Annotated in this window: 17 protein-coding genes; 10 read left to right on the forward strand and 7 right to left on the reverse strand. The window is 70.7% G+C overall.

Annotated elements, in window-relative coordinates; translation table 11 throughout:
* Positions 1-8 precede the first annotated feature (8 nt).
* Positions 9-305, forward strand: a complete 297-nt coding sequence (locus P8T65_RS35365; RefSeq protein WP_033528111.1) for a YggT family protein — start codon at positions 9-11, stop codon at positions 303-305.
* A 46-nt stretch (positions 306-351) separates the two neighbouring features.
* The gene (locus P8T65_RS35370; RefSeq protein WP_215454649.1) at positions 352-1575 is read left to right on the forward strand and encodes a DivIVA domain-containing protein; all 1224 of its coding nucleotides are present in this window, start codon (positions 352-354) and stop codon (positions 1573-1575) included.
* A gap of 245 nt (positions 1576-1820) precedes the next feature.
* Here the strand turns inward: P8T65_RS35370 and ileS are convergent, their stop codons facing one another.
* The gene (gene ileS, locus P8T65_RS35375) at positions 1821-4964 is read right to left on the reverse strand and encodes an isoleucine--tRNA ligase (protein ID WP_316729219.1); all 3144 of its coding nucleotides are present in this window, start codon (positions 4962-4964) and stop codon (positions 1821-1823) included.
* 649 nt (positions 4965-5613) lie between these two features.
* Here ileS and P8T65_RS35380 point away from each other — a divergent pair.
* From P8T65_RS35380 to P8T65_RS35400, 5 genes are all read left to right on the forward strand, one after another.
* A complete protein-coding gene (locus P8T65_RS35380) occupies positions 5614-6510 on the forward strand; it encodes a TraR/DksA family transcriptional regulator (RefSeq protein WP_316729220.1) in 897 nt (298 codons plus the stop codon).
* 80 nt (positions 6511-6590) lie between these two features.
* Entirely contained in the window at positions 6591-7199 is a 609-nt protein-coding gene (gene lspA, locus P8T65_RS35385; protein WP_316729221.1) for a signal peptidase II, read from the forward strand.
* Positions 7200-7303: 104 nt separating this feature from the next.
* Entirely contained in the window at positions 7304-8248 is a 945-nt protein-coding gene (locus P8T65_RS35390) for an RluA family pseudouridine synthase (protein WP_316729222.1), read from the forward strand.
* A complete protein-coding gene (locus tag P8T65_RS35395) occupies positions 8245-8721 on the forward strand; it encodes a GNAT family N-acetyltransferase (protein WP_316729223.1) in 477 nt (158 codons plus the stop codon). Before P8T65_RS35390 ends, P8T65_RS35395 begins: the two co-directional genes overlap by 4 nt.
* Before the next feature lie 90 nt (positions 8722-8811).
* Positions 8812-10398, forward strand: a complete 1587-nt coding sequence (locus tag P8T65_RS35400; protein ID WP_316729224.1) for a Na+/H+ antiporter — start codon at positions 8812-8814, stop codon at positions 10396-10398.
* 266 nt (positions 10399-10664) lie between these two features.
* On the opposite strand, the gene P8T65_RS35405 is transcribed toward P8T65_RS35400, so the two are convergent.
* Positions 10665-11804 (reverse strand): mechanosensitive ion channel domain-containing protein, encoded by a 1140-nt coding sequence (locus P8T65_RS35405; protein WP_316729225.1) that lies wholly within the window; start codon positions 11802-11804, stop codon positions 10665-10667.
* A gap of 119 nt (positions 11805-11923) precedes the next feature.
* Here P8T65_RS35405 and P8T65_RS35410 point away from each other — a divergent pair, with 119 nt between their 5' ends.
* Entirely contained in the window at positions 11924-12493 is a 570-nt protein-coding gene (locus P8T65_RS35410; protein ID WP_316729226.1) for a dienelactone hydrolase family protein, read from the forward strand.
* Positions 12494-12506: 13 nt separating this feature from the next.
* Here P8T65_RS35410 and P8T65_RS35415 read toward each other — a convergent pair whose 3' ends face one another.
* The gene (locus tag P8T65_RS35415) at positions 12507-14183 is read right to left on the reverse strand and encodes an alkaline phosphatase D family protein (RefSeq protein ID WP_316729227.1); all 1677 of its coding nucleotides are present in this window, start codon (positions 14181-14183) and stop codon (positions 12507-12509) included.
* A gap of 182 nt (positions 14184-14365) precedes the next feature.
* On the reverse strand, positions 14366-17575 hold the full coding sequence (locus P8T65_RS35420; RefSeq protein ID WP_316729228.1) for an AAA family ATPase: 3210 nt from the start codon (positions 17573-17575) through the stop codon (positions 14366-14368).
* A gap of 323 nt (positions 17576-17898) precedes the next feature.
* On the opposite strand from P8T65_RS35420, the gene P8T65_RS35425 reads away from it, so the two are divergent.
* On the forward strand, positions 17899-18549 hold the full coding sequence (locus P8T65_RS35425; protein ID WP_316729229.1) for a hypothetical protein: 651 nt from the start codon (positions 17899-17901) through the stop codon (positions 18547-18549).
* 95 nt (positions 18550-18644) lie between these two features.
* On the opposite strand, the gene P8T65_RS35430 is transcribed toward P8T65_RS35425, so the two are convergent.
* The 3 genes from P8T65_RS35430 to P8T65_RS35440 form a co-directional block, all read right to left on the reverse strand.
* Positions 18645-19445, reverse strand: a complete 801-nt coding sequence (locus P8T65_RS35430; protein ID WP_316729230.1) for a thioredoxin domain-containing protein — start codon at positions 19443-19445, stop codon at positions 18645-18647.
* A 78-nt stretch (positions 19446-19523) separates the two neighbouring features.
* Positions 19524-20207: a hypothetical protein gene (locus tag P8T65_RS35435; RefSeq protein ID WP_316729231.1), complete on the reverse strand. Its 684-nt coding sequence runs from the start codon at positions 20205-20207 to the stop codon at positions 19524-19526.
* A 79-nt stretch (positions 20208-20286) separates the two neighbouring features.
* The gene (locus tag P8T65_RS35440; protein WP_316729232.1) at positions 20287-21636 is read right to left on the reverse strand and encodes a DUF2252 domain-containing protein; all 1350 of its coding nucleotides are present in this window, start codon (positions 21634-21636) and stop codon (positions 20287-20289) included.
* A gap of 214 nt (positions 21637-21850) precedes the next feature.
* Between P8T65_RS35440 and dnaE the strand changes: the two genes are divergently transcribed.
* Positions 21851-25390 carry a DNA polymerase III subunit alpha gene (gene dnaE / locus P8T65_RS35445; protein ID WP_184895247.1) on the forward strand — a complete coding sequence of 1180 codons (3540 nt, stop codon included), beginning with the start codon at positions 21851-21853 and terminating at the stop codon, positions 25388-25390.
* Positions 25391-25445 lie beyond the last annotated feature (55 nt).

The following is a 25445-nucleotide window of genomic DNA, read 5'->3' on the forward strand; positions in this document are numbered from 1 at the left end:
CACCGGACATGAGCGTGGTCTTGACGATCCTCTACATCGCGCTGACGGTGTTCTTCATCGTGTTGATCTTCCGGTTGGTCATGGACTACGTCTTCCAGTTCGCCCGCTCATGGCAACCCGGCAAGGCGATGGTGGTCGTTCTGGAGGCCACCTACACTGTCACCGATCCACCGCTCAAGCTTCTGCGGCGGTTCATTCCGCCGCTGCGTCTCGGGGGCGTGGCGCTCGACCTGTCCTTCTTCGTGCTGATGATCATCGTTTTCATCCTGCGTGCGGTGGTAGCCAGCGGGATGGGAGCGGTGTGAGAGATGCGGTCTTGCCGAATGCCGACGACTACGTTGAGGTGAAGAGATGCCGTTGACCCCCGAGGACGTGCGGAACAAGCAGTTCACGACCGTCCGCCTCCGAGAAGGCTATGACGAGGACGAGGTCGATGCCTTCCTCGATGAGGTCGAAGCCGAACTGACGCGCCTGCTGCGCGAGAACGAGGACCTGCGCGCCAAACTGGCCGCGGCCACGCGCGCCGCTGCCCAGAACCAGCAGAACATGCGCAAGCCGCCGGAGCCGCAGGACCAGCAGGGCGGCATGCAGCAGGGCGGCATGCAGCAACAGGGCGGTATGCAGCAGCAGGGTATGCGAGGTCCCGGTGGACCCGTACCCGCCGGCATATCGGGCCCGCCGCAGCAGATGGGGGGCCCCATGGGTGGCCCGCCCCAGCTGCCGAGCGGTGCTCCGCAGCTGCCCGCCGGCCCCGGTGGCCAGGGTGGGCAGCAGGGTCCCGGCCCGATGGGTCAGGGACCGATGGGCCAGGGCCCCATGGGTCAGGGCCAGATGCAGCCGCAGATGGGCCAGGGCCAGATGGGCCAGGGTCCCATGGGCGGCCAGCCTCCCATGCAGCAGATGGGTGGCCCGATGGGCGGCCCCATGGGTGGTCCGATGGGCGGCCCCGGTCAGGGTCCCGGCGGCGACAGCGCCGCGCGCGTGCTCTCGCTGGCCCAGCAGACGGCCGACCAGGCGATCGCCGAGGCCCGTTCCGAGGCCAACAAGATCGTCGGTGAGGCCCGTAGCCGCGCCGAGGGTCTGGAGCGGGACGCCCGTGCCAAGGCCGACGCGCTGGAGCGGGACGCGCAGGAGAAGCACCGCGTCGCGATGGGCTCCCTGGAGTCCGCCCGCGCCACGCTGGAGCGCAAGGTCGAGGACCTGCGTGGCTTCGAGCGCGAGTACCGCACGCGTCTGAAGTCCTACCTGGAGTCGCAGCTGCGTCAGCTGGAGACCCAGGCGGACGACTCGCTGGCCCCGCCGCGTACCCCGGCGACCGCGTCGCTGCCGCCGTCCCCGGCGCCTTCCATGGCTCCGGCCGGCGCGAGCGCCCCGTCGTACGGCGGCAACCCGGGAGGCATGGGTGGAGGCATGGGCGGTGCCCCGGCTCCGGCCGCGCCCTCCTACGGCGGTCAGCAGCAGATGTCTCCGGCCATGACCCAGCCGATGGCTCCGGTCCGGCCGCAGGGCCCCTCTCCGATGGGGCAGGCTCCCTCGCCGATGCGCGGGTTCCTCATCGACGAGGACGACAACTGACGACTACTGGTACGCCGTAGGCGTCGGCAGCGTTCAGGGCGGGGCCCCGGATTTCGATCCGGGGCCCCGCCCTTTTGCTGTGCGCGGGCGGGGCGTGGAGGGGCAGGTGTCCTGCGTACGCAACGCCGAAGGCCTGGGGCGCCGAGATTTTCGGTGTCCCAGGCCTTCGGGGTGCCCGGCGGCTGTGGCTGGGCGGGGGTAGGAGGCGCTTACCGGCGCTGACAGGGTGCCGCTGCGCCTGTCGGTCAGGCCTTGCGCAGGCTGAAGGTCAGCGTCAGTGCCTCGTCCGTGAAGGGCTTGCCGAACGTGTCGTCGGCCTCGCCGGAGGTGAAGTCCGTCGCGAGGACCTCGTCCGCGATCAGGCCCGAGTGCTCGGTCAGCGCCGCGGTCACCGCCGGGTCAGTCGCCGTCCAGCGGAGCGCGATCCGGTCGGCCACGTCGAGGCCGCTGTTCTTGCGGGCCTCCTGGATGAGCCGGATGGCGTCCCGGGCGAGGCCGGCCCGGCGGAGCTCCTCCGTGATCTCCAGGTCGAGGGCGACCGTCGCACCGGAGTCGGAGGCCACCGACCAGCCCTCGCGGGGGGTCTCCGTGATGATGACCTCGTCAGGGGCGAGGGTGACGGTCTCGCCGTCGACCTCGACCGTCGCCGTGCCCTCACGCAGGGCCAGGGACAGGGCGGCCGCGTCGGCGTTCGCCACGGCCTTGGCCACGTCCTGGACGCGCTTGCCGAAGCGCTTGCCCAGCGCGCGGAAGTTGGCCTTGGCGGTGGTGTCCACCAGCGAGCCGCCGACCTCGGAGAGCGAGGCCAGCGAGCTGACGTTCAGCTCCTCCGTGATCTGCGCGTGCAGCTCGGGGTTCAGGGCGTCGAAGCCCGTCGCCGCCACCAGGGCGCGGGACAGGGGCTGACGGGTCTTGACACCGGACTCCGCGCGCGTGGCCCGGCCCAGCTCCACCAGGCGGCGGACGAGGACCATCTGCTTGGACAGGTCGGGGTCGATCGCGGAGAGGTCCGCCTCGGGCCAGGAGGCCAGGTGTACGGACTCGGGGGCGCCCGGGGAGACCGGAACGATCAGGTCCTGCCAGACCCGCTCGGTGATGAACGGGGTCAGCGGGGCCATCAGCTTGGTGACCGTCTCGACGACCTCGTGCAGGGTGCGCAGCGCGGCCTTGTCGCCCTGCCAGAAGCGGCGGCGCGACCGGCGCACGTACCAGTTGGACAGATCGTCGACGAACGCCGAGAGGAGCTTTCCTGCGCGTTGGGTGTCGTACGCCTCCAGGGCCCCGGTCACCTGGTCGGTGAGGGCGTGCAGCTCCGAGAGCAGCCAGCGGTCCAGGACCGGGCGCTCGGCCGGGGCCGGGTCCGCCGCGCTGGGCGCCCAGTTCGACGTACGGGCGTACAGGGCCTGGAAGGCGACCGTGTTCCAGTACGTGAGGAGTGTCTTGCGGACGACCTCCTGGATGGTGCCGTGGCCGACGCGGCGGGCCGCCCAGGGGGAGCCGCCGGCGGCCATGAACCAGCGGACGGCGTCGGCGCCGTGCTGGTCCATGAGCGGGATGGGCTGCAGGATGTTGCCCAGGTGCTTGGACATCTTGCGGCCGTCCTCGGCGAGGATGTGGCCGAGGCAGACGACGTTCTCGTAGGAGGACTTGTCGAAGACCAGGGTGCCGACGGCCATCAGCGTGTAGAACCAGCCGCGGGTCTGGTCGATGGCCTCGCTGATGAACTGGGCCGGGTAGCGGGACTCGAAGAGTTCCTTGTTCTTGTACGGGTAGCCCCACTGCGCGAACGGCATCGAGCCCGAGTCGTACCAGGCGTCGATGACCTCCGGGACGCGCGTGGCCGTGCTGCCGCAGCCGTCTTCGGGGCAGGGGAAGGTGACCGCGTCGATGAACGGGCGGTGCGGGTCCAGCTCCGACTGGTCGGTGCCGGAGAGCCGGCTCAGCTCCTCGCGGGAGCCGACGCAGGTCAGGTGGTTCTCCTCACAGCGCCAGATCGGCAGCGGGGTGCCCCAGTAGCGGCTGCGGGAGAGCGCCCAGTCGATGTTGTTGTTCAGCCAGTCGCCGAAGCGGCCGTGCTTGACCGAGTCCGGGAACCAGTTGGTCCTCTCGTTCTCCTGGAGGAGGCGGTCCTTGACGGCGGTGGTGCGGATGTACCAGGACGGCTGCGCGTAGTAGAGGAGCGCGGTGTGGCAGCGCCAGCAGTGCGGGTAGCTGTGCTCGTACGGGATGTGCCTGAAGAGCAGGCCACGCTGCTGGAGGTCCTCGGTGAGCTGTTCGTCCGCCTTCTTGAAGAAGACGCCGCCGACGAGGGGGACGTCCTCCTCGAAGGTGCCGTCGGGGCGGACCGGGTTCACCACGGGCAGGCCGTACGAGCGGCAGACCTTGAGGTCGTCCTCACCGAAGGCGGGGGACTGGTGGACCAGACCCGTACCGTCCTCGGTCGTCACGTACTCGGCGTTGACGACGTAGTGGGCCTCGGCCGGGAACTCCACGAGCTCGAACGGTCGTTGATAGGTCCAGCGCTCCATCTCGGCGCCGGTGAAGGTCTGGCCGGTGGTCTGCCAGCCCTCGCCGAGCGCCTTGGCGACGAGCGGCTCGGCGACGACGAGCTTCTCGCTGCCGTCCGTGGCGACCACGTAGGTGACCTCGGGGTGGGCGGCGACCGCGGTGTTGGACACCAGTGTCCACGGCGTGGTCGTCCACACCAGGAGCGCTGCCTCACCGGCGAGCGGACCGGAGGTGAGCGGGAAACGGACGTACACCGAGGGGTCGACGACCGTCTCGTAGCCCTGCGCCAGCTCGTGGTCCGACAGACCGGTGCCGCAGCGGGGGCACCAGGGGGCGACGCGGTGGTCCTGGACGAGCAGGCCCTTGTCGAAGATCTCCTTGAGCGACCACCAGACGGACTCGACGTACTCGGGGTCCATGGTCCGGTAGGCGTCGTCGAGGTCGACCCAGTAGCCCATGCGGGTCGTGAGCTCGGTGAAGGCGTCGGTGTGCCGGGTCACCGAGTCACGGCACTTGGCGTTGAACTCGGCGATGCCGTACGCCTCGATGTCCTTCTTGCCGTTGAAGCCGAGTTCCTTCTCGACCGCCAGCTCCACGGGGAGGCCGTGGCAGTCCCAGCCGGCCTTGCGGGCCACGTGGTAGCCGCGCATCGTGCGGAAGCGGGGGAAGACGTCCTTGAAGACGCGCGCCTCGATGTGGTGGGCACCCGGCATGCCGTTGGCGGTGGGCGGGCCCTCGTAGAACACCCACTCGGGGCGGCCCTCGGACTGCTCCAGGCTCTTGGTGAAGATCTTCTGCTCGCGCCAGAAGTCGAGCACCGCGTGCTCGAGCGCGGGCAGATCGACCTGGGCGGGCACCTGGCGGTACGTCGGCTCTGTCATGAGCGGGCTTCCTCCAACGGACTTGCTGCCTTCCGTCGGAGGGACGAGAGCTTCGATCCTTCGTACGCCGTGTGCGGCGCGCTCCCGCGGTACCACCCTCCTTGGCTCGCCTGTGCGCCGTGTGCGCCGGTGAGCCCCCTCATTGAGGTCGCGATGCCGGGTCTACTCGCCACGTCCCACGGACTGCGCCATGCGGTGCGGCTTTCTTCCGGCGGCTCCGGGGTGATCTTCACATCGCGCTCGCCCCCGGGCTTCCACCGTCCCCGGGTCGCTCTGGGCTGCGTACGACGCTACTCGTCCCCATCCACGCTTCTCGCTCCGCCCAGTGTACGGCGCCGTACGGACAGCGGCCGACCGGATTTCCGGCGGCCGTGGGAGGGGCTCGGCGGGACCTCGGCCGGCGTTGTCGGGCGGGAGCGGGGTGACCTGCGCGATGACCCGAATGGAGCGGGTGGGGCGTCCGGATCCTGGGACGTGCGGCGTGGCGGAATACCCGGCGGGGAGCTGGGCACAACGCTTGCAGGCTCGTCGCGCGACGGTCGTGTGATGGGCGGAATGAGTGGTCTGCCCCGTTGCCGCGGGACTCGGGGCGATTTATCGTCCCAGCACGATACGCGTGCAAGATCACAATATGTGAAGGGGCGCGGCCATGGTGGCGAAGAAGACGGCCGTACAGCAGTCGGCGTCCGGCAGATCCACGGTGGCCTCCGGCGGTGGGGACGAGGGGCAGAAGGCCGCGGCAGTGAAGGCGGCCGGCAAGAAGAGGGTGGCGAAGAAGGCGGTGGCCACGAAGGCGGTGGCGAAGAAGGCGGGGGCGAAGCGCGCGGTGACCAGGAAGAACGCGGCCGAGGAGCCGGTCGCCGGGAAGTCGGTCGCCGGGAAGTCCGGCGTCGGGAAGTCGGGCGTCGGGAAGCCGGCGGGCAGGAAGTCGGTCGGTGGTGAGTCGGCCGTCGGGAAGCCCGCGGCCAAGAAGACGACGGCCAAGAAGCGCACCTCTGCGACGAAGAGCACGGTCAAGAAGGCGGGCGCGGCCGAGGCCGCCGAGACGACGGGAGCCACGACGGTGGTTGCGAAGAACACTCCTGGTACGGCTACGGCGGCGAAGAAGAAGCCCACCGCCGTCCCCAAGGCACGGCCCGCCGCGGTGGAGCCCGGCGAGCTCGCGGTACGCCCCGGCGAGGATCCCTGGAGCCTCGACGAGGTGGACGAGGCCCGGACGGAGCTGCAGTCCGAGGCGATGCGGCTGAGGACCGAGCTGGAGGCCTCCGAGCGGGCCCTGACGGGTCTGATGCGGGACTCCGGGGACGGCGCGGGCGACGACCAGGCCGACACCGGGGCCAAGAACATCACGCGCGAGCACGAGCTGTCCCTCGCCCACAACGCGCGCGAGATGCTCGACCAGACCGAGCGCGCCCTCCACCGGCTCGCCTCGGGCACCTACGGGCTCTGCGAGAACTGCGGCAATCCGATCGGAAAGGCGCGAATGCAGGCTTTCCCCCGGGCCACACTGTGCGTCGAGTGCAAGCAGAAGCAGGAACGCCGCTAGCGATCGCCGACTGAGCCGCTGGTCCGCCGGGGCGTGTCGTACCTTTGTCCTCAGTCAGGAACCTAGGTTGAGGGACTCACGTGGCAGAGGCGGAGCGCATCATCGGTACGCCGGACATTCCAGACGCGGCGGGGGCCGACCCGGAGCAGTCCGACGGCGGCGACGCCGCGGCGCAGCGGACCGAGGCGGCGGCCGAGCCGCGCGGGCGGCGCCGGATCGCCGTGCTGTTCGGGGTCGCCGCGCTGGCGTACGCGCTCGACCTGGTCAGCAAGATGATCGTGGTCGCGAAGCTGGAGCACCATGAGCCGATCGAGATCATCGGAGACTGGCTGAAGTTCGAGGCGATCCGCAACGCGGGCGCGGCCTTCGGCTTCGGCGAGGCCTTCACGATCATCTTCACGATGATCGCGGCGATCGTGATCGTGGTGATCGCCCGGCTCGCCCGCAAGCTCTACAGCCTGCCCTGGGCGATCGCGCTCGGTCTGCTGCTCGGCGGCGCGCTGGGCAACCTCACCGACCGGATCTTCCGGTCGCCGGGGGTCTTCGAGGGCGCGGTCGTCGACTTCATCGCGCCGAAGGGCTTCGCGGTCTTCAACCTCGCGGATTCGGCCATCGTGTGCGGCGGCATCCTGATCGTGCTGCTGTCGTTCCGGGGGCTCGACCCGGACGGGACCGTCCACAAGGACTGAGTCCACGGGGCGAGGGCGGGGCCCAGGCGGGACCGAGGCGGGGGCCGACCGGGTTTTCCACAGGCGCGGTCGGGCGTGTCGTGACGGTCCGGCATACTCGTCGGGTGAGCACGATTCCCGAGATCCGTACCCTGCCCGTGCCCGACGGCCTGGAGGGCGAGCGCGTCGACGCCGCCATCTCCCGCATGTTCGGCTTCTCCCGCACCAAGGCGGCCGAGCTCGCCGCCGCGGGGAAGGTCACGGTCGACGGGTCGGTGGTCGGCAAGTCGGAGCGGGTGCACGGCGGGGCCTGGCTGGAGGTCGAGATGCCGCAGGCGCCCGCGCCGGTGCAGGTCGTCGCCGAGCCGGTCGAGGGCATGGAGATCGTGCACGACGACGACGACGTGGTCGTGATCGTCAAGCCGGTCGGTGTGGCCGCGCACCCAAGCCCCGGCTGGTCCGGGCCCACCGTGATCGGCGGGCTCGCCGCCGCCGGGTACCGGATCTCGACGTCCGGCGCCGCCGAGCGCCAGGGCATCGTGCACCGGCTCGACGTGGGCACCTCGGGCCTCATGGTGGTCGCCAAGTCGGAGTACGCGTACACCTCCCTGAAGCGCCAGTTCAAGGAGCGGACGGTCGACAAGCGGTACCACGCGCTGGTCCAGGGCCACCCCGACCCGACGAGCGGCACCATCGACGCGCCCATCGGCCGGCACCCCAACCACGACTACAAGTGGGCCGTCATCGCCGAGGGCAAGCCGTCGGTCACGCACTACGACCTCATCGAGGCGTTCCGTGCCGCTTCCCTGCTCGACATCAAGCTGGAGACCGGGCGCACGCACCAGATCCGCGTCCACATGTCGGCCCACCGCCACCCGTGCGTCGGCGACCTGACGTACGGCGCCGATCCGACGCTCGCCAAGCGGCTCGGCATCACCCGCCAGTGGCTGCAGGCCGTCCGGCTCGGCTTCGAGCACCCCGGGGACGGGAGCTGGGTCGAGTTCGAGTGCGACTACCCGGCGGATCTGCAGAAGGCCCTGGACAAGGTTCGGGAGGAGACGTACGCGTGAGCCCCGTACCGGTGTCCTACGAGGTGCGCGTCGCCGACGGCCCCGCCGATCGCGAGGCGTGCTTCGCGGTGCGCAAGGAGGTCTTCGTCGTCGAGCAGGGGGTGCCGGAGGACCTGGAGTACGACGCGTACGACGCCGGGGCAGTGCACGTCCTCGCCGTACGGGACGACGGGGTGCCCCTCGGGGCCGGGCGGCTGCTGTACGGGGAGGCCGCCGCCGGCAAGACCGGTGGGGAGTTCGGGGTCGGGTCCCTGGGGCGGCTCGCGGTCGTGCCGGAGGCCCGGGGGCTGGGCGTCGGGGTCGCGCTGGTGCGGGCCGTCGAGGAGGCGGCCCGGGAGCGCGGGCTGACCGCGGTGGACCTGGGGGCGCAGACACACGCGCTGGGTTTCTACGAGCGGCTGGGGTATGCGGCGTACGGGCCGGAGTTCCTGGACGCGGGCATACCTCATCGCGCGATGCGGCGCAGGCTTTGACGGGGTGCAGGCTTTAGCGTTCCGTGGTGCGGGTGGGGCACCCTGGGCATCCGGTCGGTCGTGATCGTCTAGCACCAGCGGAGCGCCCCCATGGATCAGTTGGCCCTGTTCTTCGTCCTGCTGGTGGGGGCCGTGGTCAGTGTGCCGGTGGGGGAGCGGCTGAAGCTGCCCGCGCCGGTGCTGATGACCTTGCTCGGTATCGCGCTGGCCATCCCCGGGTTCGTGCCCAATGTCGAGATCCCGCCGGACCTCATCCTGCCGCTGCTGTTGCCGCCGCTGCTGTACGCGGCGGTCCGGCGGACCTCCTGGCGGCAGTTCACGGCGAACCTGCGGCCGATCCTCCTGCTGGCCGTGGCCCTGGTGTTCGTGACCACCGCCGCGGTGGCCGCCATGGCGCACGCGATCGTGCCCGGACTGCCCATCGCGGCGGCCGTGGCGCTCGGCGCCCTCGTCGCGCCGCCCGACCCGGTGGCGGCGACCGCCGTGGCCGGGCAACTCGGGCTGCCGCGCCGACTGGTGTCGATACTGGAGGGCGAGGGCCTCTTCAACGACGTCACCGCCATCGTGCTCTACCACGTGGCCATCGCCGCCGTCGTCAGCGGATCGTTCTCCTGGCCCAGCGCCGCGCTCCAGCTCGTGCTGTCCGCCGTCGTCGCCCTCGCCGTGGGCATCGGGCTCGGCTGGGCGGCCAACAAGCTGATGGACTTCCTGGAGGACGCGACGCTGCAGATCGGGCTGACCCTGCTCGTGCCGTACGCGTCGTACGTGATGGCCGAGGAACTCCACGGGTCCGGGGTGCTCGCGGTGCTCACGACCGCGTTGTTCCTCGCGGAGTACGCGCTCGGCGCTGACGACGTCCTGACGCGGCTCGCCGGGCACACGGTCTGGGACGTCGTGGACACGCTGGTCACCGGTGTCGCCTTCGGGCTGATCGGGCTGGAGCTGCACAACGCGATCCGTACGGCGTCGGGGCGGTGGGGCGAGATGCTCGGCTGGGCGGCGGCCGTCGTGGCCGTCGTCGTGCTCGTACGGCTGCTGTGGTTGCTGCCGGCGACGTGGCTGGCGCGGCGGTTGCACGCGAAGCGGGACTACGACGAGGAGATCCCGATGTCGTGGCGCGAGACCGTGGTGATGTGGTGGTCGGGGATGCGGGGGGTGGCGTCCGTGGCGCTGGCGCTGGCGATTCCGTTGGAGACGGACAGTGGGGCGCCGTTCCCGGACCGGGACGAGATCGTGTTCATCGCGTTCGGGGTGATCATGGCGACGTTGGTGCTGCAGGGGCTGACGCTGCCGCGGCTGGCGCGGTGGTTGGGGGTGTGCGCGGACGAAGGGGCCGGGAAGCAGTTCGAGAAGACATTGGCCGTGCGGGCGGCGAAGGCGGCGAAGCGGCGGCTGAAGGAGATCGAGGAGACGGAGGAGCTGCCGGAGGAGATGTCCGAGCGGCTGCTGCGGCGGGCCTTCGAGATCGGGGTGCGGATCAGTCCGGAGGTGGGGGAGGAGGAGCGCCGCGAGGGGCATGAGCAGCGGGTGCGCCGGCTTCGCCGGATGCGGCGGATCCAGGGGGAGATGTTGAGCGCGGCCCGGCATGAGGTGCTGGCGGCGCGGAGTGAGGCGGGGGCGGATCCTGAGGTGGTGGATCGGGTGTTGCGGCATTTGGATGTGCGGAGCCTGCGGTGAGCTGGGCGGCCCCCCTTTGCCCACCCGCGCCCGCCCGTGACTCCTTGATGGTGAAGTGCGGGTCTCCTGTGGGGGCTTGTCGCCGTCGGCGGCTGCGGGTTCAAGACGTTGCCCACCCGCGCACCGCCCGTGCCTCCTTGGCGGAAAGGTGCGGGTTTCTTGTGGAGATTGGTCGCCGTTGGCGGTTGCGGGTTCGTTGTGGGTCGTGAGTGTGGGGCGGCTCCGGGTTCGGGGCCGCCCCACTGGTGGGTCGGTGTGAGGAGTGTTCAGCCTCTGCCCGGGGTCCTCGGGGGCTCGTGGACTCGGGCTCGGTTGATGCGAGGGGCCGTGCCGTCGCCGTTGGGGGAGTGGGAGTGGGAGTGGGGGTGGGCCGGGGGGAGGACCGCGTCGGCGGTGTTGACGCGGGGGAGGGCGTAGGGGTGGGTCTCGGTGAGCCAGTGGATGAGCTGCTCGCGGACGGAGACGCGGACGGTCCACAGGTCGTCAGGGTCCTTGGCGGTGACGAGGGCGCGGACCTCCATGGTGGAGGGCGTCGAGTCCGTGACTGCCAGGTCGTAGTGGCGGCCGTCCCAGGCAGGGCAGGAACGCAGGATGTCGCGCAGCCGCTCGCGCATCGCGGCCAGCGGCGCGGCGTGGTCGACGTGCAGGAAGACCGTGCCGGTCATCTGCGCGCCGCCCCGGGACCAGTTCTCGAACGGCTTCGAGGTGAAGTACGACACCGGCATCGTGATCCGGCGCTCGTCCCAGGTGCGGACCGTCAGGAACGTGAGGGTGATCTCGTCGACCGTGCCCCACTCGCCCTCCACCACGACCACGTCACCGAGGCGGACCATGTCGCCGAAAGCGATCTGCAGCCCGGCGAAGAGGTTGCTCAGCGTGGACTGCGCGGCGATACCGGCGACGATGCCCAGGAGTCCGGCCGAGGCCAGCAGTGAGGCGCCGGCCGCGCGCATCGCCGGGAACGTCAGCAGCATCGCGGCCGCGGCCACCACACCGACGATCGCCGAGACGACCCGCATGATGAGCGTCACCTGGGTCCGAACCCGGCGCACCCGGGCCGGATCGCGGTGGGCGCGCGCGTAACGGCTGTACGTCGTCTCCACTATCGCGGCCGCGATGCGGATCACCAGCCAGGCCGTGGCGCCGATCAGCACCAGCGTCAGGGTGCGCCCGATGGCGGTGCGGTGCTGCTCCAGCAGCTGCGCCTCGTCGTACGACGCTCTGAGGAAGGCCGCGCACAGGACCAGCTGGTAGGGGATGCGACCGCGGCGCAGCAGGCCCCACAAGGGAGTTTCGTGGTGCCGCTGGTCCGCCTTGCGCAGCAGCAGGTCGGTCGTCCAGCCGATGAGCAGCGTGAGGACGACCGAGCCACCGATGACGATCAATGGGCGGAGTAGGTTCTCCATGTCTTCGAACGTAACCGGCCGCGCGGGGTCATGAACATGTGACTTCGGCCGCGCTCTGGGTACGGGCGCCGGGGCCGGGCGGCGGACCCGCTGTCGGACCCGGCTGGCACCATGGCCCCATGAACATCATGCTCTTCCACTCGATCTACGGTCTGCGTGACGCCGTACGGCGGGCCGCAGACCGGCTGCGTGACGCCGGTCACGAGGTGTGGACCCCCGACCTCTTCGACGGCCGGACGTTCGACACGGTCGAGGAGGGCAGGGACCTCAACGAGGAACTGGGCCGGGAAGAACTCCTCAAGCGGGCGGTCCTGGCCGCCGCGCCCTACTCGGAGCGAGGGCTCGTCTACGCCGGCTTCTCGCTCGGTGCCGCCGTCGCGCAGACCCTCGCCCTGGGCGACAAGAACGCGCGCGGACTGCTGCTCCTGCACGGCACGTCGGACATCGCCGCCAGTGCCTCCGTGGACGAGCTGCCCGTTCAACTGCACGTCGCCGAGCCCGACCCCTTCGAGCCCGACGACTGGCTGAGCGCCTGGTACCTGCAGATGCGCAAGGCGGGTGCCGACGTCGAGGTCTACCGCTACGCCGGCGCCGGCCACCTCTACACCGACCCCGACCTCCCCGACTACGACGAGGAGGCCGCCGAGGCCACCTGGCACGTGGCTCTCGGCTTCCTCGAAACCCTCTGAGGCCCGGGCGGGATCACACGGGGTCGTACGTCCGCTCCACCTTCTGCGTCCCGCTCCGCGTCCGGTACGACCGAGCCCAGGACGAGGTCGCGCCGGCCTTGGTGCGGTCGGACAGGACGTAGAAGTCCATCTGCGCCCGCGCGGCGGTGATGTCCAGGACGCCGTAGCCGTGCCGGTCGGTGTCGACCCAGTGGACGTGCCGGTTGGCGGCGCGGATCAGCGGGGAGGCCACGGCGGAGACGGTGCCCTCGGGGACCTTGACGAGGTCGTCGAGGTTGTCGGAGGTGACCGACGTGACGACGAACTCGGTGGCGGCGGAGGCCGACAGCGGGTACGTACCGGCGTTGACCGGCACGTCGTTGGCCCAGGCCATGTGGATGTCGCCGGTGAGGAAGACGGTGTTGCGGATGGCGTTCTGCCGCAGATGGGCGAGGAGTTCGCGGCGGTCGTCGGTGTAGCCGTCCCACTGGTCCGGGTTGAGGGCGAGCCCCTCCTTGGGCAGACCGAGCAGCTCGGCGAGGGGTTCGAAGAGGTCGGCGGTGAGGTTGCCGAGGGCGAACGGGGCGATCATCACCGAGTTGCCGACCAGGCGCCAGGTCGTGTCGGAGGACTTGAGCCCGGCCTTCAGCCAGTCGAGCTGGGCCCGGCCCGTCAGCGTACGGTCCGGGTCGTCGACCTCGCCGTCGCCTATGCCCACCTGCTGCGACCGGAAGGAACGCAGGTCGAGCAGGGAGAGGTCGACGAGCTTGCCGAAGCGCAGCCGTCGGTAGGTGGTGCCCGCGACCGCCGGGCGCACCGGCATCCACTCGAAGTAGGCCTGCTTGGCCGCCGACGAACGGGCCGTCCAGGCGCCCTCCGCGCCCTCGGTGTGGTTCTCGGCGCCGCCCGACCAGGCGTCGTTGGCGATCTCGTGGTCGTCCCAGATGGCGACGACCGGAGCGGCCGCGTGCAGGGCCTGGAGGTCCGGGTCGGTCTTGTAACGGGCGTGCCGGACGCGGTAGTCGGCGAGGGAGAGGATCTCGTGGGCGGGCGCGTGGGGTCGTACGACCTTGTCGCGGGTGCCGTACTCGCCGGTGCCGTACTCGTAGATGTAGTCGCCGAGGTGGAGCCACGCGTCCAGGTCGCCGCGCGCGGCGAGATGACGGTAGGCCGCGAAGTAGCCGCCCTCCCAGTTGGCGCAGGACACCACGCCGAAGCGCAGGCCGGTGACGGCGGCGTCGGCGGCCGGGGCGGTGCGGGTGCGGGCGGCCGGGGAGTCGGTGCCGCCGGCCGAGAAACGGAACCAGTAGTCCGTGGCGGGCGCGAGGCCGCGTACGTCCGCCTTGACGGTGTGGTCGGAGGAGGCGCTCGCGGTCGTCGAACCCTTGGCGACGATCTGGGTGAACGCCTTGTCCAGGGCGACGGTCCAGCCGACCTCGACGTCCGGGCCGACACCGGAGCCGGGCAGCGCGGCGGCGGTGGGCGTCACCCGGGTCCACAGCAGGACACCGTCGGGCAGCGGATCACCGGAGGCGACCCCGTGCAGGAAGGCGGGGGACTCGGCCGCGCGCGCCGGCATCGCGGCCGCCAGCGGTGCCGCGAGGACGGCTCCGGCCGTGGCCGCCTTGACCACCGCACGGCGGCTCGGGGCGGACGAACTCGTGGGCTGAGTGGGGGAGTCGGGTCTGGAGTGAGATCTGCGACTGGTCACGGCCGATGAGATTACTGATGGGTAGGGCCGGATGTAAGGCAGAAGTCCGAAATCCGCTCAATGTTCAGACGGTCGTGCGCTGTTCGTCGGATCGCGCACGGCGGGAGCGGACGAACGCCGCCCAAGTGGGCGGTCGTCGTGAGGGGTTGTCAGGGCTTCGGTGAGCCCGCGCCCCGTGTCGGTCACCGGTTCTCGGCGTAGCGTCTGGCCAGGGCGATCAGGGCCGCGCGGTCGGCGCTGTCGGTGCGGTGGCGGAGGCTGGCGAGGTGCTTCTCGACCGTGCGGGGGGACAGGAAGAGGTGCTCGGCGATCTCCTGGTTGCCGAGCCGGGCGGCGAGCAGACGCAGCACCTCGTACTCCCGGGCGGTCACCCCCACGCGGCGCAGTTCTCCCGGGATCGTGTCGTGGCCCTGGCGGCGGCGCGGGACGGGAGAGCCGGCGTCGCGCAGCAGGGCCCGGCACGCGGCGGACACACGGGTGGTGCCCCGCTCGTGGAAGTACTGCTCGGCGGCGCGCAGCCATTCGACGGGCCGGCCCCAGCCGTCGACGAGCGCGGCCTGGGCGCCCAGCCGCATGCAGAGGTGAGCCGCCAGGGGGATCGCGGCGGTGCCGGTCAGGGCCTCCTCCGCCGTCTTGGCGGCCTCGGCCGTCCGCCCTTCGCGGCCCAGCAGGACGGCCCGGGACCAGCCGGCGAAGGGACGGTCCCAGTGGACCTGGGCGAGCCGTTCGGCGGCGGGACCGCCGAGTTCGCCCCAGTCGGCCGTGCCGTGCAGGGTGCGCAGCAGGAGGTACGGGCCGAGGAAGCCGGTGACGCCACGGGTGCTGGGCAGGGCCCGCATGACGGCGTCCGCCTCGGTGAACTCGGCCAGTGCGCGGTCGGGTTCCTCCCGCAGCAGGGAGCAGATGCCCTGGGCCCAGCCCCACACGGAGGTGTCGGCGTACCCCCAGAGCGCCCCGGCGCTGCGCCCGGCGAGCGCGCGCTCCAGCGTGCGCAGGGTCGCGTCGAGCTTCTCGCGCTCCCCGAGCGAGGCGGCGATGATGCCGTCCACGCCGGCGCCGATCAACTCCACCTCGCGCAACCGCAGTCGGCCTGCCGTCTCCCGGAGGCGACGCGCGGACTCCGTGGCCCGGTCCTGTTCGTCGCGCAGAATGTGGGCGAGGGTCAGATGCATGTCGGCCCAGGCGGTCATGAGCACCGCGCCGGTGTCCTCGGCGGCCCCGCGCGCGGCGAGCAGCCGGTCCGTGCCGGTGAACCGAACGCGGTCGAGCACGCCCAGTTCCAGCAGACCGCGGATCCGCCACACCGGCAGCGCGTGTGTCTCGGCGGTGGCGACCAGCCGGGCGAACGCGTCCTCCGCCTCGCCCAGGTCCCGGGGGCGCAGGCAGTAGCCGAGCATGTTGAGCGCCTTGCACGCCACCTCCGGCAGGCCCACCTCCTCGGCGGTCGCGACGGCACCCTCGGCGAGCGCGCGGGCGCTCTCCAGTCGGTCCGGGCGCTGCGAGTTGAGCACGAGGTGGGCGGCGACCGCGTCCAGGGCGGCGCGGGACGCCGGGTCGGGAGTGTCGCCGAGCAGGTCCCTCGCCCGTTGCACGGCGGTCAGGCCCTCCTCCCACTGCTGGGCGGTCGCCGCGGCCCGGGCCCGGGTCAGGAAGCCCGCCGCCCGACGGCCGGCCGGCGCGCCGGACACCGTCAGGACACGGTCCAGCCGGTCACCGAGTTCGGGTACGCGCCGTACGTCGCCGGTGAGGACGAGCGTGCCGAGCAGTTCCTCCAGCAGCCGGGCCACGGCTTCGGGAGGTGCGTCCGGCGTGTCGGCGATCAGTTCCAGGCCCCGGTCGAGGAGTTGGACGGCGGTCAGCAGCGCGCCCCGCGCGACGGCCTGCCGACCGGCCCGGGCGAGCAGCACGGCCGCCCGCGCGGGCCGTCCCCCGGCGACACACAACTCCGCGGCGAGCCGGTACAGATCGTCACCGGCGTCCTCGCCGAGGGGGCGGTGGGGGGAGCGCTTCGGTGTGTCGGGGAGGTCGGCCGGCCCGGGCACGCGGTGCCGTTGGCCGGGTGTGCCGGGTGACTTCGAGGCGGGGGCGTTGCCCGGGCTCGGCGTGTCGGGGGCCGGTGGGCTCGGGTCGTGCGGGCGTGTCGGGATGCCCGGGGCGGCGTAGGTCCCGTCGGGGCCCGGTTCCGCCTCGCCCGCTCCCCACGCCCCCTCGATCGCGTCCGCCGCCGCCAGACACAGGGCCGCCCGTTCGGCGGGGAGCAGGCGGTGGGTGATGGCGTCGGCCGTCAGGGCGTGGCGGAAGGTGTGCCAGCCGGGGTCGGCGGGGGTGGTGGCGCCGGAGACGAGGTGGGCGTGGGAGGCGTGACGGAGTTGGGTGAGGGCGGTCGCGCGGTCCAGGCCGGCGGCGCGGGCGGCGATCTCGACGGGGAAGCGCCGGCCGAGGACCGCAGCCGCCTCCAGGAGGGCGACACCGGCGGGCGGCAGCTGGTCCACGCGTTGCAGGACGGCGGCGGCGACGGTGGCGGGGACCCCGGCGTCGAGGGAGCCGGTCACCGTCCAGCGGGAGTCCGTGCCCCGGACGAGACCGCCGCCGTCGACCATGGCGCGCAGCAGTTCCTCCACGACGAAGGGGACGCCCTCGGACACGGTGTGCAGCCGGTTCAGTACCGCGGTCGGGACGTCCTCGGTGGAGTCGTGGCCCAGACAGCGGGCCGCCAGCTCGGCGGTGCCGGCCGGCCCGAGGCGGGCGAGGCGGACGGTCCGGGCCGTACGACGGGACGCGGCGGCCCCGGCGAGGTCGAGCGCCGGGCCGGACTCGCCGCGCAGGGTCGCCAGCAGGACCGTCCGCTGCCCGGCGAGGTTGTCCGTCAGGTAGTCGACGATGGCGAGCGTGTCGGCGTCCGCGTCGTGCAGGTCCTCCAGCACCAGGACACAGCCGCCCTCCCGGCCGAGGACGTGCAGGAGTCGCAGCACCGCCTCGGCGTATCCGACGAGGGGCGCGCCGTCCTGCGGTGCCAGCCCGCACAGCCGGGTCAACAGCGGTTCGTAGAGGCCCAGTTCACCGTCCGAGGGGGCCCCGTCGCCCCGTAACCCGGAGAACACGGCCTCCGCCAGAGGGCGCAGCGGCACCGCGCGCCCGGCGGACGCGGCTCGTCCGCGCAGGACACGCGTCCCGGCGTGCGCGGCGGCGGACGCGGCTTCCTCGACGAGTCGGGACTTGCCGATGCCGGGCTCGCCCAGCACGAAGACCGACGAACCCCGCCCGTCCCGGGCCGCCCGGACGACGGCCGCCAGAAGCTCGCGCTCCGCCTCCCTGCCGATCAGGGCGGGCGAGGACAGCGACGAGAACGACGGCTCCGCGGAGAACGACGGCTCCAAAGAGAAAGACGGCAACTCCAGGCCCCCTGCGCCCTGTTGGGATGGTCGTGGCAACCCCCGCACGCCCCCGTACGCCTCGCGTACGTCCCCCCGGTATGCGTCAGGGGCGCCGCCCCCGCACGACACCCCGCCGGCAATTCCTCGCACGCGTCATCGAGGCGCGTACAGAGTAGCCCCCAGTTGCACAGGGGCCGCACAACTACATGGGGGTTCTTCCCCGATACCCGGCGCCCCGGAGTCCGGCACGCTGATGTCTCGGCAGGGCAGGGGGGACAGGGCATGACCCGGGGGGACATGCCCTGCCTGCTTCTTTTCATTTTGCGGCAGGGAGGTCGTCGATGCAGCGTGCCCAGGTGTGGGTCGCCGCCGGAGTGCTGGGCGTGGTCCTGTGCGGGTGCTCGTCATCCACCGGGAGCACCGGCAGCACCGGAAGCAGCGGGGGAGGCAGTGGCGGCGGGTCGTCCGCCGGTGCCGCCGCCGACGAACCGGAGGTTCCACTGACCACCCAGGACCTGGAGCGGGTCTGCACGGACGGACTCGGCTTCGCGGGACTGCCGGCCTACGACCGTACGAAGAAGACGGTGCACCCGGCGCAGCTCATGAACAGCACCGGTGACGGCTGGAGCAGCAGCGTGCCCGTCGACGGCGACTTCCCCAAGGGCTGGTTCCTCGGCTACGAGGACAAGCCGGCCCAGACGGAGCTGGTCGTCTGCCTCGAGCGCACCAAGGTCACCGCGACCGGCAAGGTCTGCGACATGGAGGCCGACGGCAAGCCGCTGAAGATCAAGACGTACAACACCTCGTACCGGCTGCGGGTCGTCGAGGCGCGCACCGGCAAGGAGCAGTACGCGCACAGCGGCAAGGCCGAGTCCGACGAATGCCCGGCCTACATCTTCACCTCCTCGGACGACGAGGACGCCGACAAGTACTACAACGAGGTCCGGCCCGAGGACTACCGGAAGCGGATCAAGCCGTACATCGCGCCGTAGCCGTAGCCGTAGCCGTAGCCGTAGCGCGATATGGGCGGGTGGGTGGCCGGGGGCCGGTCCCCGGGCACCCACCCGCCCTGTGCTCGGCGCGGTACCTACTTGGTGACGCCCGCGTCCTTGAGCGCCTTCTCCCAGTCCGCGACCGAGGAGGGGTTGGTGATCGTCTTGTCATTGATCTTGATGGTCGGGGTCGACTCGACCCCCTCGGCGTCGTCGAAGGACTTGCTCATCCGCATCGCCCAGGCGTCGTAGGTGCCCTTCTCGACCGCGTCCTGGAACTTCTTGTTGTTCTTCAGCGTGTCGACGGTGTTCGCGACCTTGATCAGATAGCTGTCCTTGGCGAAATCGTCGGTCGACTCCGACGGGTGGTACTTCGCGGAGTACAGCGCGGCCTTGTAGCCGAGGAAGGCCTCGGGACTGACGTCCAGGGCGGCGCCGAGCGCGCTCAGCGCGTTCTTCGAGCCCTCGCCGGTGAGGTTGCCGTCCAGGAAGGTGCCGAGGGTGAAGGAGAGCTTGTAGTCGCCGTCCTCCATGCCCTTGTCGACGGTCTCGCCGACGGTCTGCTCGAAGCTGGCGCAGGCCGGGCAGCGCGGGTCCTCGTACAGGTGCACCACGTTGTCGGACTTGGAGTCGCCGATCAGCACGGTGGTGCCGTTCTTGCCCGAGGTGTTGGCGGGGGCGACCACCGTGGCGTCGGCCGCCGCCTCCCACTTGGTGGGCTTGCTGTTCTGGACGACGGCGTAACCGACGCCGCCCGCTATCGCGAGAACCGCGACGATCGACGACGCCACGATCGCCTGACGCCTGACCTTCGCGCGCTTGGCCTGACGCTCGCGCTCCAGACGCAGCCGCTCACGGGCCGCCGACTTCGCCGCGTTGCTGTTCCGCTTGCTCATAAGGGTGACTCCCTGGGAAACGCGCACCCGATGTGCGCGGATGGGTAGGACGGGGATGTGCTCGTGCTCGGAAGGCGGTCACGCGAAGGTGACCGAGCACGGCGGTCCACGCCGTCCCAGGGAGTGGGCGAAGAGAAGGGTGCGGGCGGTGGCCGTACGGTCCGCCACGCGCCGCGGCCGGTGCTCCGCCGGGGCGGGCCGCACCAGGACGGAGGCGACCGCGAGCAGCAGCGGCCGGAAACCGGCGGCGACCGCGGCGTCCAACAGCTGGGCCAGCGCCCGCTCGCCCCGGCGCAGCCAGGCGGCGGCCAGCAGCCCCACGCCGACGTGGGCGGCGAGCAGCAGCCAGGCGGCGGTCGGACCGGCGCCGGCCAGCAGCGCGGCAGCCCGCTCGGAGCCGCCGGTGACCCGCGCCAGCGGTGCGCCGACACTGCCGCCGCACAGCACATCGAGCCCGAGCTGCCGCAGCGGACCGGTGACCGGACCGCCCGCCTCGCCGTAACAGGCGTGCTGGCCCGCGGTGAACACCGTGTCGGCGGCCAGCTCCAGCGGGATCAGTACGGAGGCGATCCGCCCGAAGCCGCGCTCACGGCCGGCCAGCGCGTACGAGACGGCGAAGACGGCGGCGGTGATCGCGGCGACGGCGGTCAGCGGGAGCGGGACCCCGGACAGCAGCACGTGCGACGCGGTGCCGAGCGTCACGACGACAGCCGTGAACAGCGCCGCGCGTACGGCTCTGAAGTGGGTCCCGGATATGTCCATGGCGTGGAGAGTCTCCCACGGACACCCGTAAGGGACCGCTAAAAGGCCCCTGTGAGTGCCCGACGGGGATGTGGGGCGGCTACAGACCAGGGATCCGGCCGTTGCGGAAGAGGTCGACGAAGATCTGGTGGTCCGCACGTGCCCGGGCCCCGTACGCGTGGGCGAAGTCCACCAGGAGCGGCGCGAAGCCCTCCTCGTCGGCCGCGATCGCCGCGTCGATGGCCCGCTCCGTGGAGAACGGCACCAGGGACTGCCCGGTCAGGTCGTCCGCCGCCGCGTGCATCGTGGCCGTGGCCCGGCCGAGGTCGGCTACGACCGCCGCGATCTCCTCCGGGTCGTCGATGTCGCTCCAGTCCAGGTCGACCGCGTACGGCGACACCTCGGCGACCAGCTGTCCGGCGCCGTCCAGCTCGGTCCAGCCCAGCCACGGATCCGCGTGCGCCTGCAGCGCCCGCTGGGAGATCACCGTGCGGTGGCCCTCGTGCTCGAAGTAGTCACGGATGCGCTGGTCGGTGATGTGCCGGGAGACGGCCGGGGTCTGGGCCTGCTTGATGTAGATCACGACGTCGTTCTCCAGGGCGTCGCTCTGCCCCTCCAACAGGATGTTGTACGACGGCAGCCCCGCCGAGCCGATGCCGATGCCTCGGCGGCCGACGACGTCCTTCACCCGGTAGGAGTCCGGGCGGGTCAGGGACGACTCGGGGAGCGTCTCCAGGTAGCCGTCGAAGGCGGCCAGCACCTTGTAGCGGGTGGCCGCGTCCAGCTCGATGGAGCCTCCGCCCGGCGCGAACCGGCGCTCGAAGTCGCGGATCTCCGTCATCGAGTCCAGCAGGCCGAAGCGGGTCAGCGAGCGGGCGTCGCGCAGCGCGTCCAGCAGCGGGCCCTGGGCGGTGTCCAGCGTGAACGGGGGCACCTCGTCCTGCTTGGCGCCGGTCGCTACGGCGTGGATCCGCTCGCGGTAGGCGGCCGCGTAGGTCTCCACCAGCTCGGTGATCTGCTCGTCACTGAGCGCCTTCGCATACCCGATGAGCGCCACGGAGGCGGCGAAGCGCTTCAGGTCCCAGGTGAAGGGGGCGACGTAGGCCTCGTCGAAGTCGTTCACGTTGAAGATCAGGCGGCCCGTGGAGTCCATGTACGTGCCGAAGTTCTCCGCGTGCAGGTCGCCGTGGATCCACACCCGCGAGGTGCGCTCGTCCAGGTACGGGCCGGCACCTTCGCTCCCACCACCCCGCCCGGCGTTCTCCGCCTCCAGGTCGTTGTAGAACAGGCACGCCGTGCCCCGGTAGAACGCGAAGGCCGAGGCCGCCATCTTCCGGAACTTCACGCGGAACGCGGCCGGGTCGGCGGCCAGGAGCTGGCCGAAGGCGGTGTCGAAGACGGCGAGGATCTCCTCACCGCGTCGCTCGTCGTCGAGCTGCGGAACCGACATCGCTGGGTGCCTCCTGATGGATCACGGGTGGGTCGACCTCTCAACGTGCGAGCGCGCACGGGAGTGCCCACGACTCCTCCCCGAAAGGTACGGGGGAGAGCCCTCGCCGTGTCAGTCCCGAGGCATAGACTTCGACGCTGTCCCCCAGACTGTCCGCAGCCCGTGGGGAAGTCGTTCACGCCTGTTTTCCCTGTGTCCCCTGGAGGCCGAAGCCGTGTCAAAGCCGCCGTTCACGCACCTGCACGTCCACACCCAGTACTCGCTGCTGGACGGTGCCGCGCGGCTCAAGGACATGTTCGACGCGTGCAACGAGATGGGCATGACCCACATCGCCATGTCCGACCACGGCAACCTGCACGGGGCGTACGACTTCTTCCACTCCGCGAAGAAGGCCGGCGTCACCCCGATCATCGGCATCGAGGCGTACGTCGCCCCCGAGTCCCGCCGCAACAAGCGCAAGATCCAGTGGGGCCAGCCGCACCAGAAGCGGGACGATGTGTCCGGTTCGGGTGGTTACACGCACAAGACGATCTGGGCGGCGAACAAGACCGGTCTGCACAACCTCTTCAAGCTCTCCTCCGACGCGTACGCCGAGGGCTGGTTGCAGAAGTGGCCCCGGATGGACAAGGAGACCATCTCCCAGTGGTCCGAGGGGCTCATCGCCTCCACCGGCTGCCCCTCCGGAGAGCTGCAGACCCGGCTGCGCCTCGGCCAGTTCGACGAGGCCCTGAAGTCCGCCGCCGAGTACCAGGACATCTTCGGCAAGGACCGGTACTTCCTGGAGCTGATGGACCACGGCATCGAGATCGAGCACCGGGTCCGCGACGGCCTCCTGGAGATCGGCAAGAAACTCGGCATCCCTCCGTTGGTCACCAACGACTCGCACTACACCTACGCGCACGAGGCGACCGCCCACGACGCGCTGCTGTGCATCCAGACCGGCAAGAACCTCTCCGACCCGGACCGCTTCAAGTTCGACGGCACCGGCTACTACCTGAAGTCCACGGACGAGATGTACGCCATCGACTCCTCGGACGCCTGGCAGGAGGGCTGCGCCAACACCCTGCTGGTCGCCGAGCAGATCGACACCACGGGCATGTTCGAGGCCCGGAACCTGATGCCGAAGTTCGACATCCCCGAGGGGTACACGGAGGTCAGCTGGTTCCGCGAGGAGACCATGCGCGGCATGCACCGCCGCTTCCCGGACGGCATCCCGGACGACCGTATGAAGCAGGTCGAGTACGAGATGGACACCATCATCTCGATGGGCTTCCCGGGCTACTTCCTCGTGGTCGCCGACTTCATCATGTGGGCCAAGAAGCAGGGCATCGCGGTCGGCCCCGGCCGAGGCTCCGCGGCCGGCTCGATCGTCGCGTACGCCATGGGCATCACCGACCTCGACCCGATCCCGCACGGTCTGATCTTCGAGCGGTTCCTCAACCCCGAGCGCATCTCCATGCCCGATGTCGACATCGACTTCGACGAGCGCAGGCGCGTCGAGGTGATCCGGTACGTGACGGAGAAGTACGGCGCCGACAAGGTCGCCATGATCGGCACCTACGGCAAGATCAAGGCGAAGAACGCCATCAAGGACTCCGCGCGTGTGCTGGGCTACCCGTACGCGATGGGCGACCGGCTCACCAAGGCCATGCCCGCCGATGTCCTCGGCAAGGGCATCGACCTCAACGGCATCACCGACCCCTCCCACCCGCGCTACAGCGAGGCGGGCGAGATCCGGGCGATGTACGAGAACGAACCGGACGTGAAGAAGGTCATCGACACCGCCAAGGGCGTCGAGGGCCTGGTCCGGCAGATGGGTGTGCACGCGGCCGGCGTGATCATGTCCAGCGAGCCGATCGTCGACCACGCCCCGATCTGGGTGCGGCACACCGACGGCGTGACCATCACGCAGTGGGACTACCCGCAGTGCGAGTCGCTCGGCCTGCTGAAGATGGACTTCCTCGGCCTGCGCAACCTCACGATCATGGACGACGCCATCAAGATGGTGAAGGCCAACAAGGGCATCGACCTGGAGATGCTCTCGCTCCCGCTGGACGACCCCAAGACCTTCGAACTGCTCTGCCGCGGCGACACCCTCGGCGTCTTCCAGTTCGACGGCGGCCCGATGCGCTCCCTGCTCCGCCAGATGCAGCCCGACAACTTCGAGGACATCTCCGCCGTCTCGGCCCTGTACCGGCCCGGCCCTATGGGCATGAACTCGCACATCAACTACGCCGAGCGCAAGAACGGCCGGCAGGAGATCACCCCGATCCACAAGGAGCTGGAGGAGCCGCTCCAGGAGGTCCTCGCGGTCACCTACGGCCTGATCGTCTACCAGGAGCAGGTGCAGAAGGCCGCCCAGATCATCGCCGGGTACTCGCTCGGCGAGGCCGACATCCTCCGCCGTGTGATGGGCAAGAAGAAGCCCGAGGAACTGGCGAAGAACTTCACCATCTTCCAGGCCGGCGCACAGAAGAACGGCTACAGCGACGAGGCCATCCAGGCCCTGTGGGACGTGCTGGTCCCCTTCGCCGGCTACGCCTTCAACAAGGCTCACTCCGCCGCGTACGGCCTGGTCTCCTACTGGACGGCGTATCTCAAGGCCAACTACCCGGCCGAGTACATGGCCGCGCTGCTCACCTCGGTCAAGGACGACAAGGACAAATCGGCCGTCTACCTCAACGAGTGCCGGCGCATGAAGATCAAGGTGCTCCCGCCGAACGTCAACGAGTCGGAGCACAACTTCGCCGCCCAGGGCGACGACGTGATCCTCTTCGGCCTCGAAGCCGTGCGCAACGTCGGTACGAACGTGGTCGAGTCGATCATCCGCAGCCGCAAGGCCAAGGGAAAGTACGCATCCTTCCCCGACTACCTCGACAAGGTCGAGGCGGTCGCCTGCAACAAGCGCACCACGGAGTCGCTGATCAAGGCGGGCGCGTTCGACACGATGGGGCACACCCGCAAGGGCCTCACCGCGCACTTCGACTCGATGATCGACAACGTGGTCGCGGTCAAGCGCAAGGAGGCCGAGGGTCAGTTCGACCTCTTCGGCGGCATGGGCGAGGACGACAGCAGCGAGCCGGGCTTCGGGCTCGACGTGGAGTTCACCACCGACGAGTGGGACAAGACCTATCTCCTCGCCCAGGAGCGGGAGATGCTCGGTCTCTACGTCTCCGACCACCCCCTCTTCGGCCTGGAGCACGTGCTCTCCGACAAGGCCGACGCGGGCATCGCCCAGCTCACCGGCGGTGAGCACGCGGACGGCGCGGTCGTCACCATCGGCGGCATCATCTCGGGCCTCCAGCGCAAGATGACCAAGCAGGGCAACGCCTGGGCCATCGCCACCGTCGAGGACCTCGCCGGTTCCATCGAGTGCATGTTCTTCCCGGCGACCTACCAGCTCGTCTCCACGCAACTCGTCGAGGACGCCGTCGTGTTCGTCAAGGGCCGCCTCGACAAGCGCGAGGACGTGCCGCGGCTGGTCGCCATGGAGATGCAGGTCCCCGACCTGTCGAACGCGGGCACCAACGCGCCGGTGATCCTCACCATCCCCGCCACCCGGGTCACCCCGCCCATGGTCAGCCGGCTCGGCGAGATCCTCACCCACCACAAGGGCGACAGCGAGGTCCGGATCAGGCTCCAGGGGCCGACCAGGACGACCGTCCTCCGCCTCGACCGGCACCGGGTCAAGCCCGACCCGGCCCTGTTCGGCGACCTGAAGGTACTGCTCGGACCGTCCTGCCTGGCCGGCTGAGCGGATAGGGGCGGACCAGGGCGGGCCCGGGGTCCGACGGGCGTGAACGCGCGAG

Origin of the sequence: Streptomyces sp. 11x1, assembly GCF_032598905.1 — a bacterium.
In the GTDB taxonomy this organism is placed as follows: domain Bacteria; phylum Actinomycetota; class Actinomycetes; order Streptomycetales; family Streptomycetaceae; genus Streptomyces.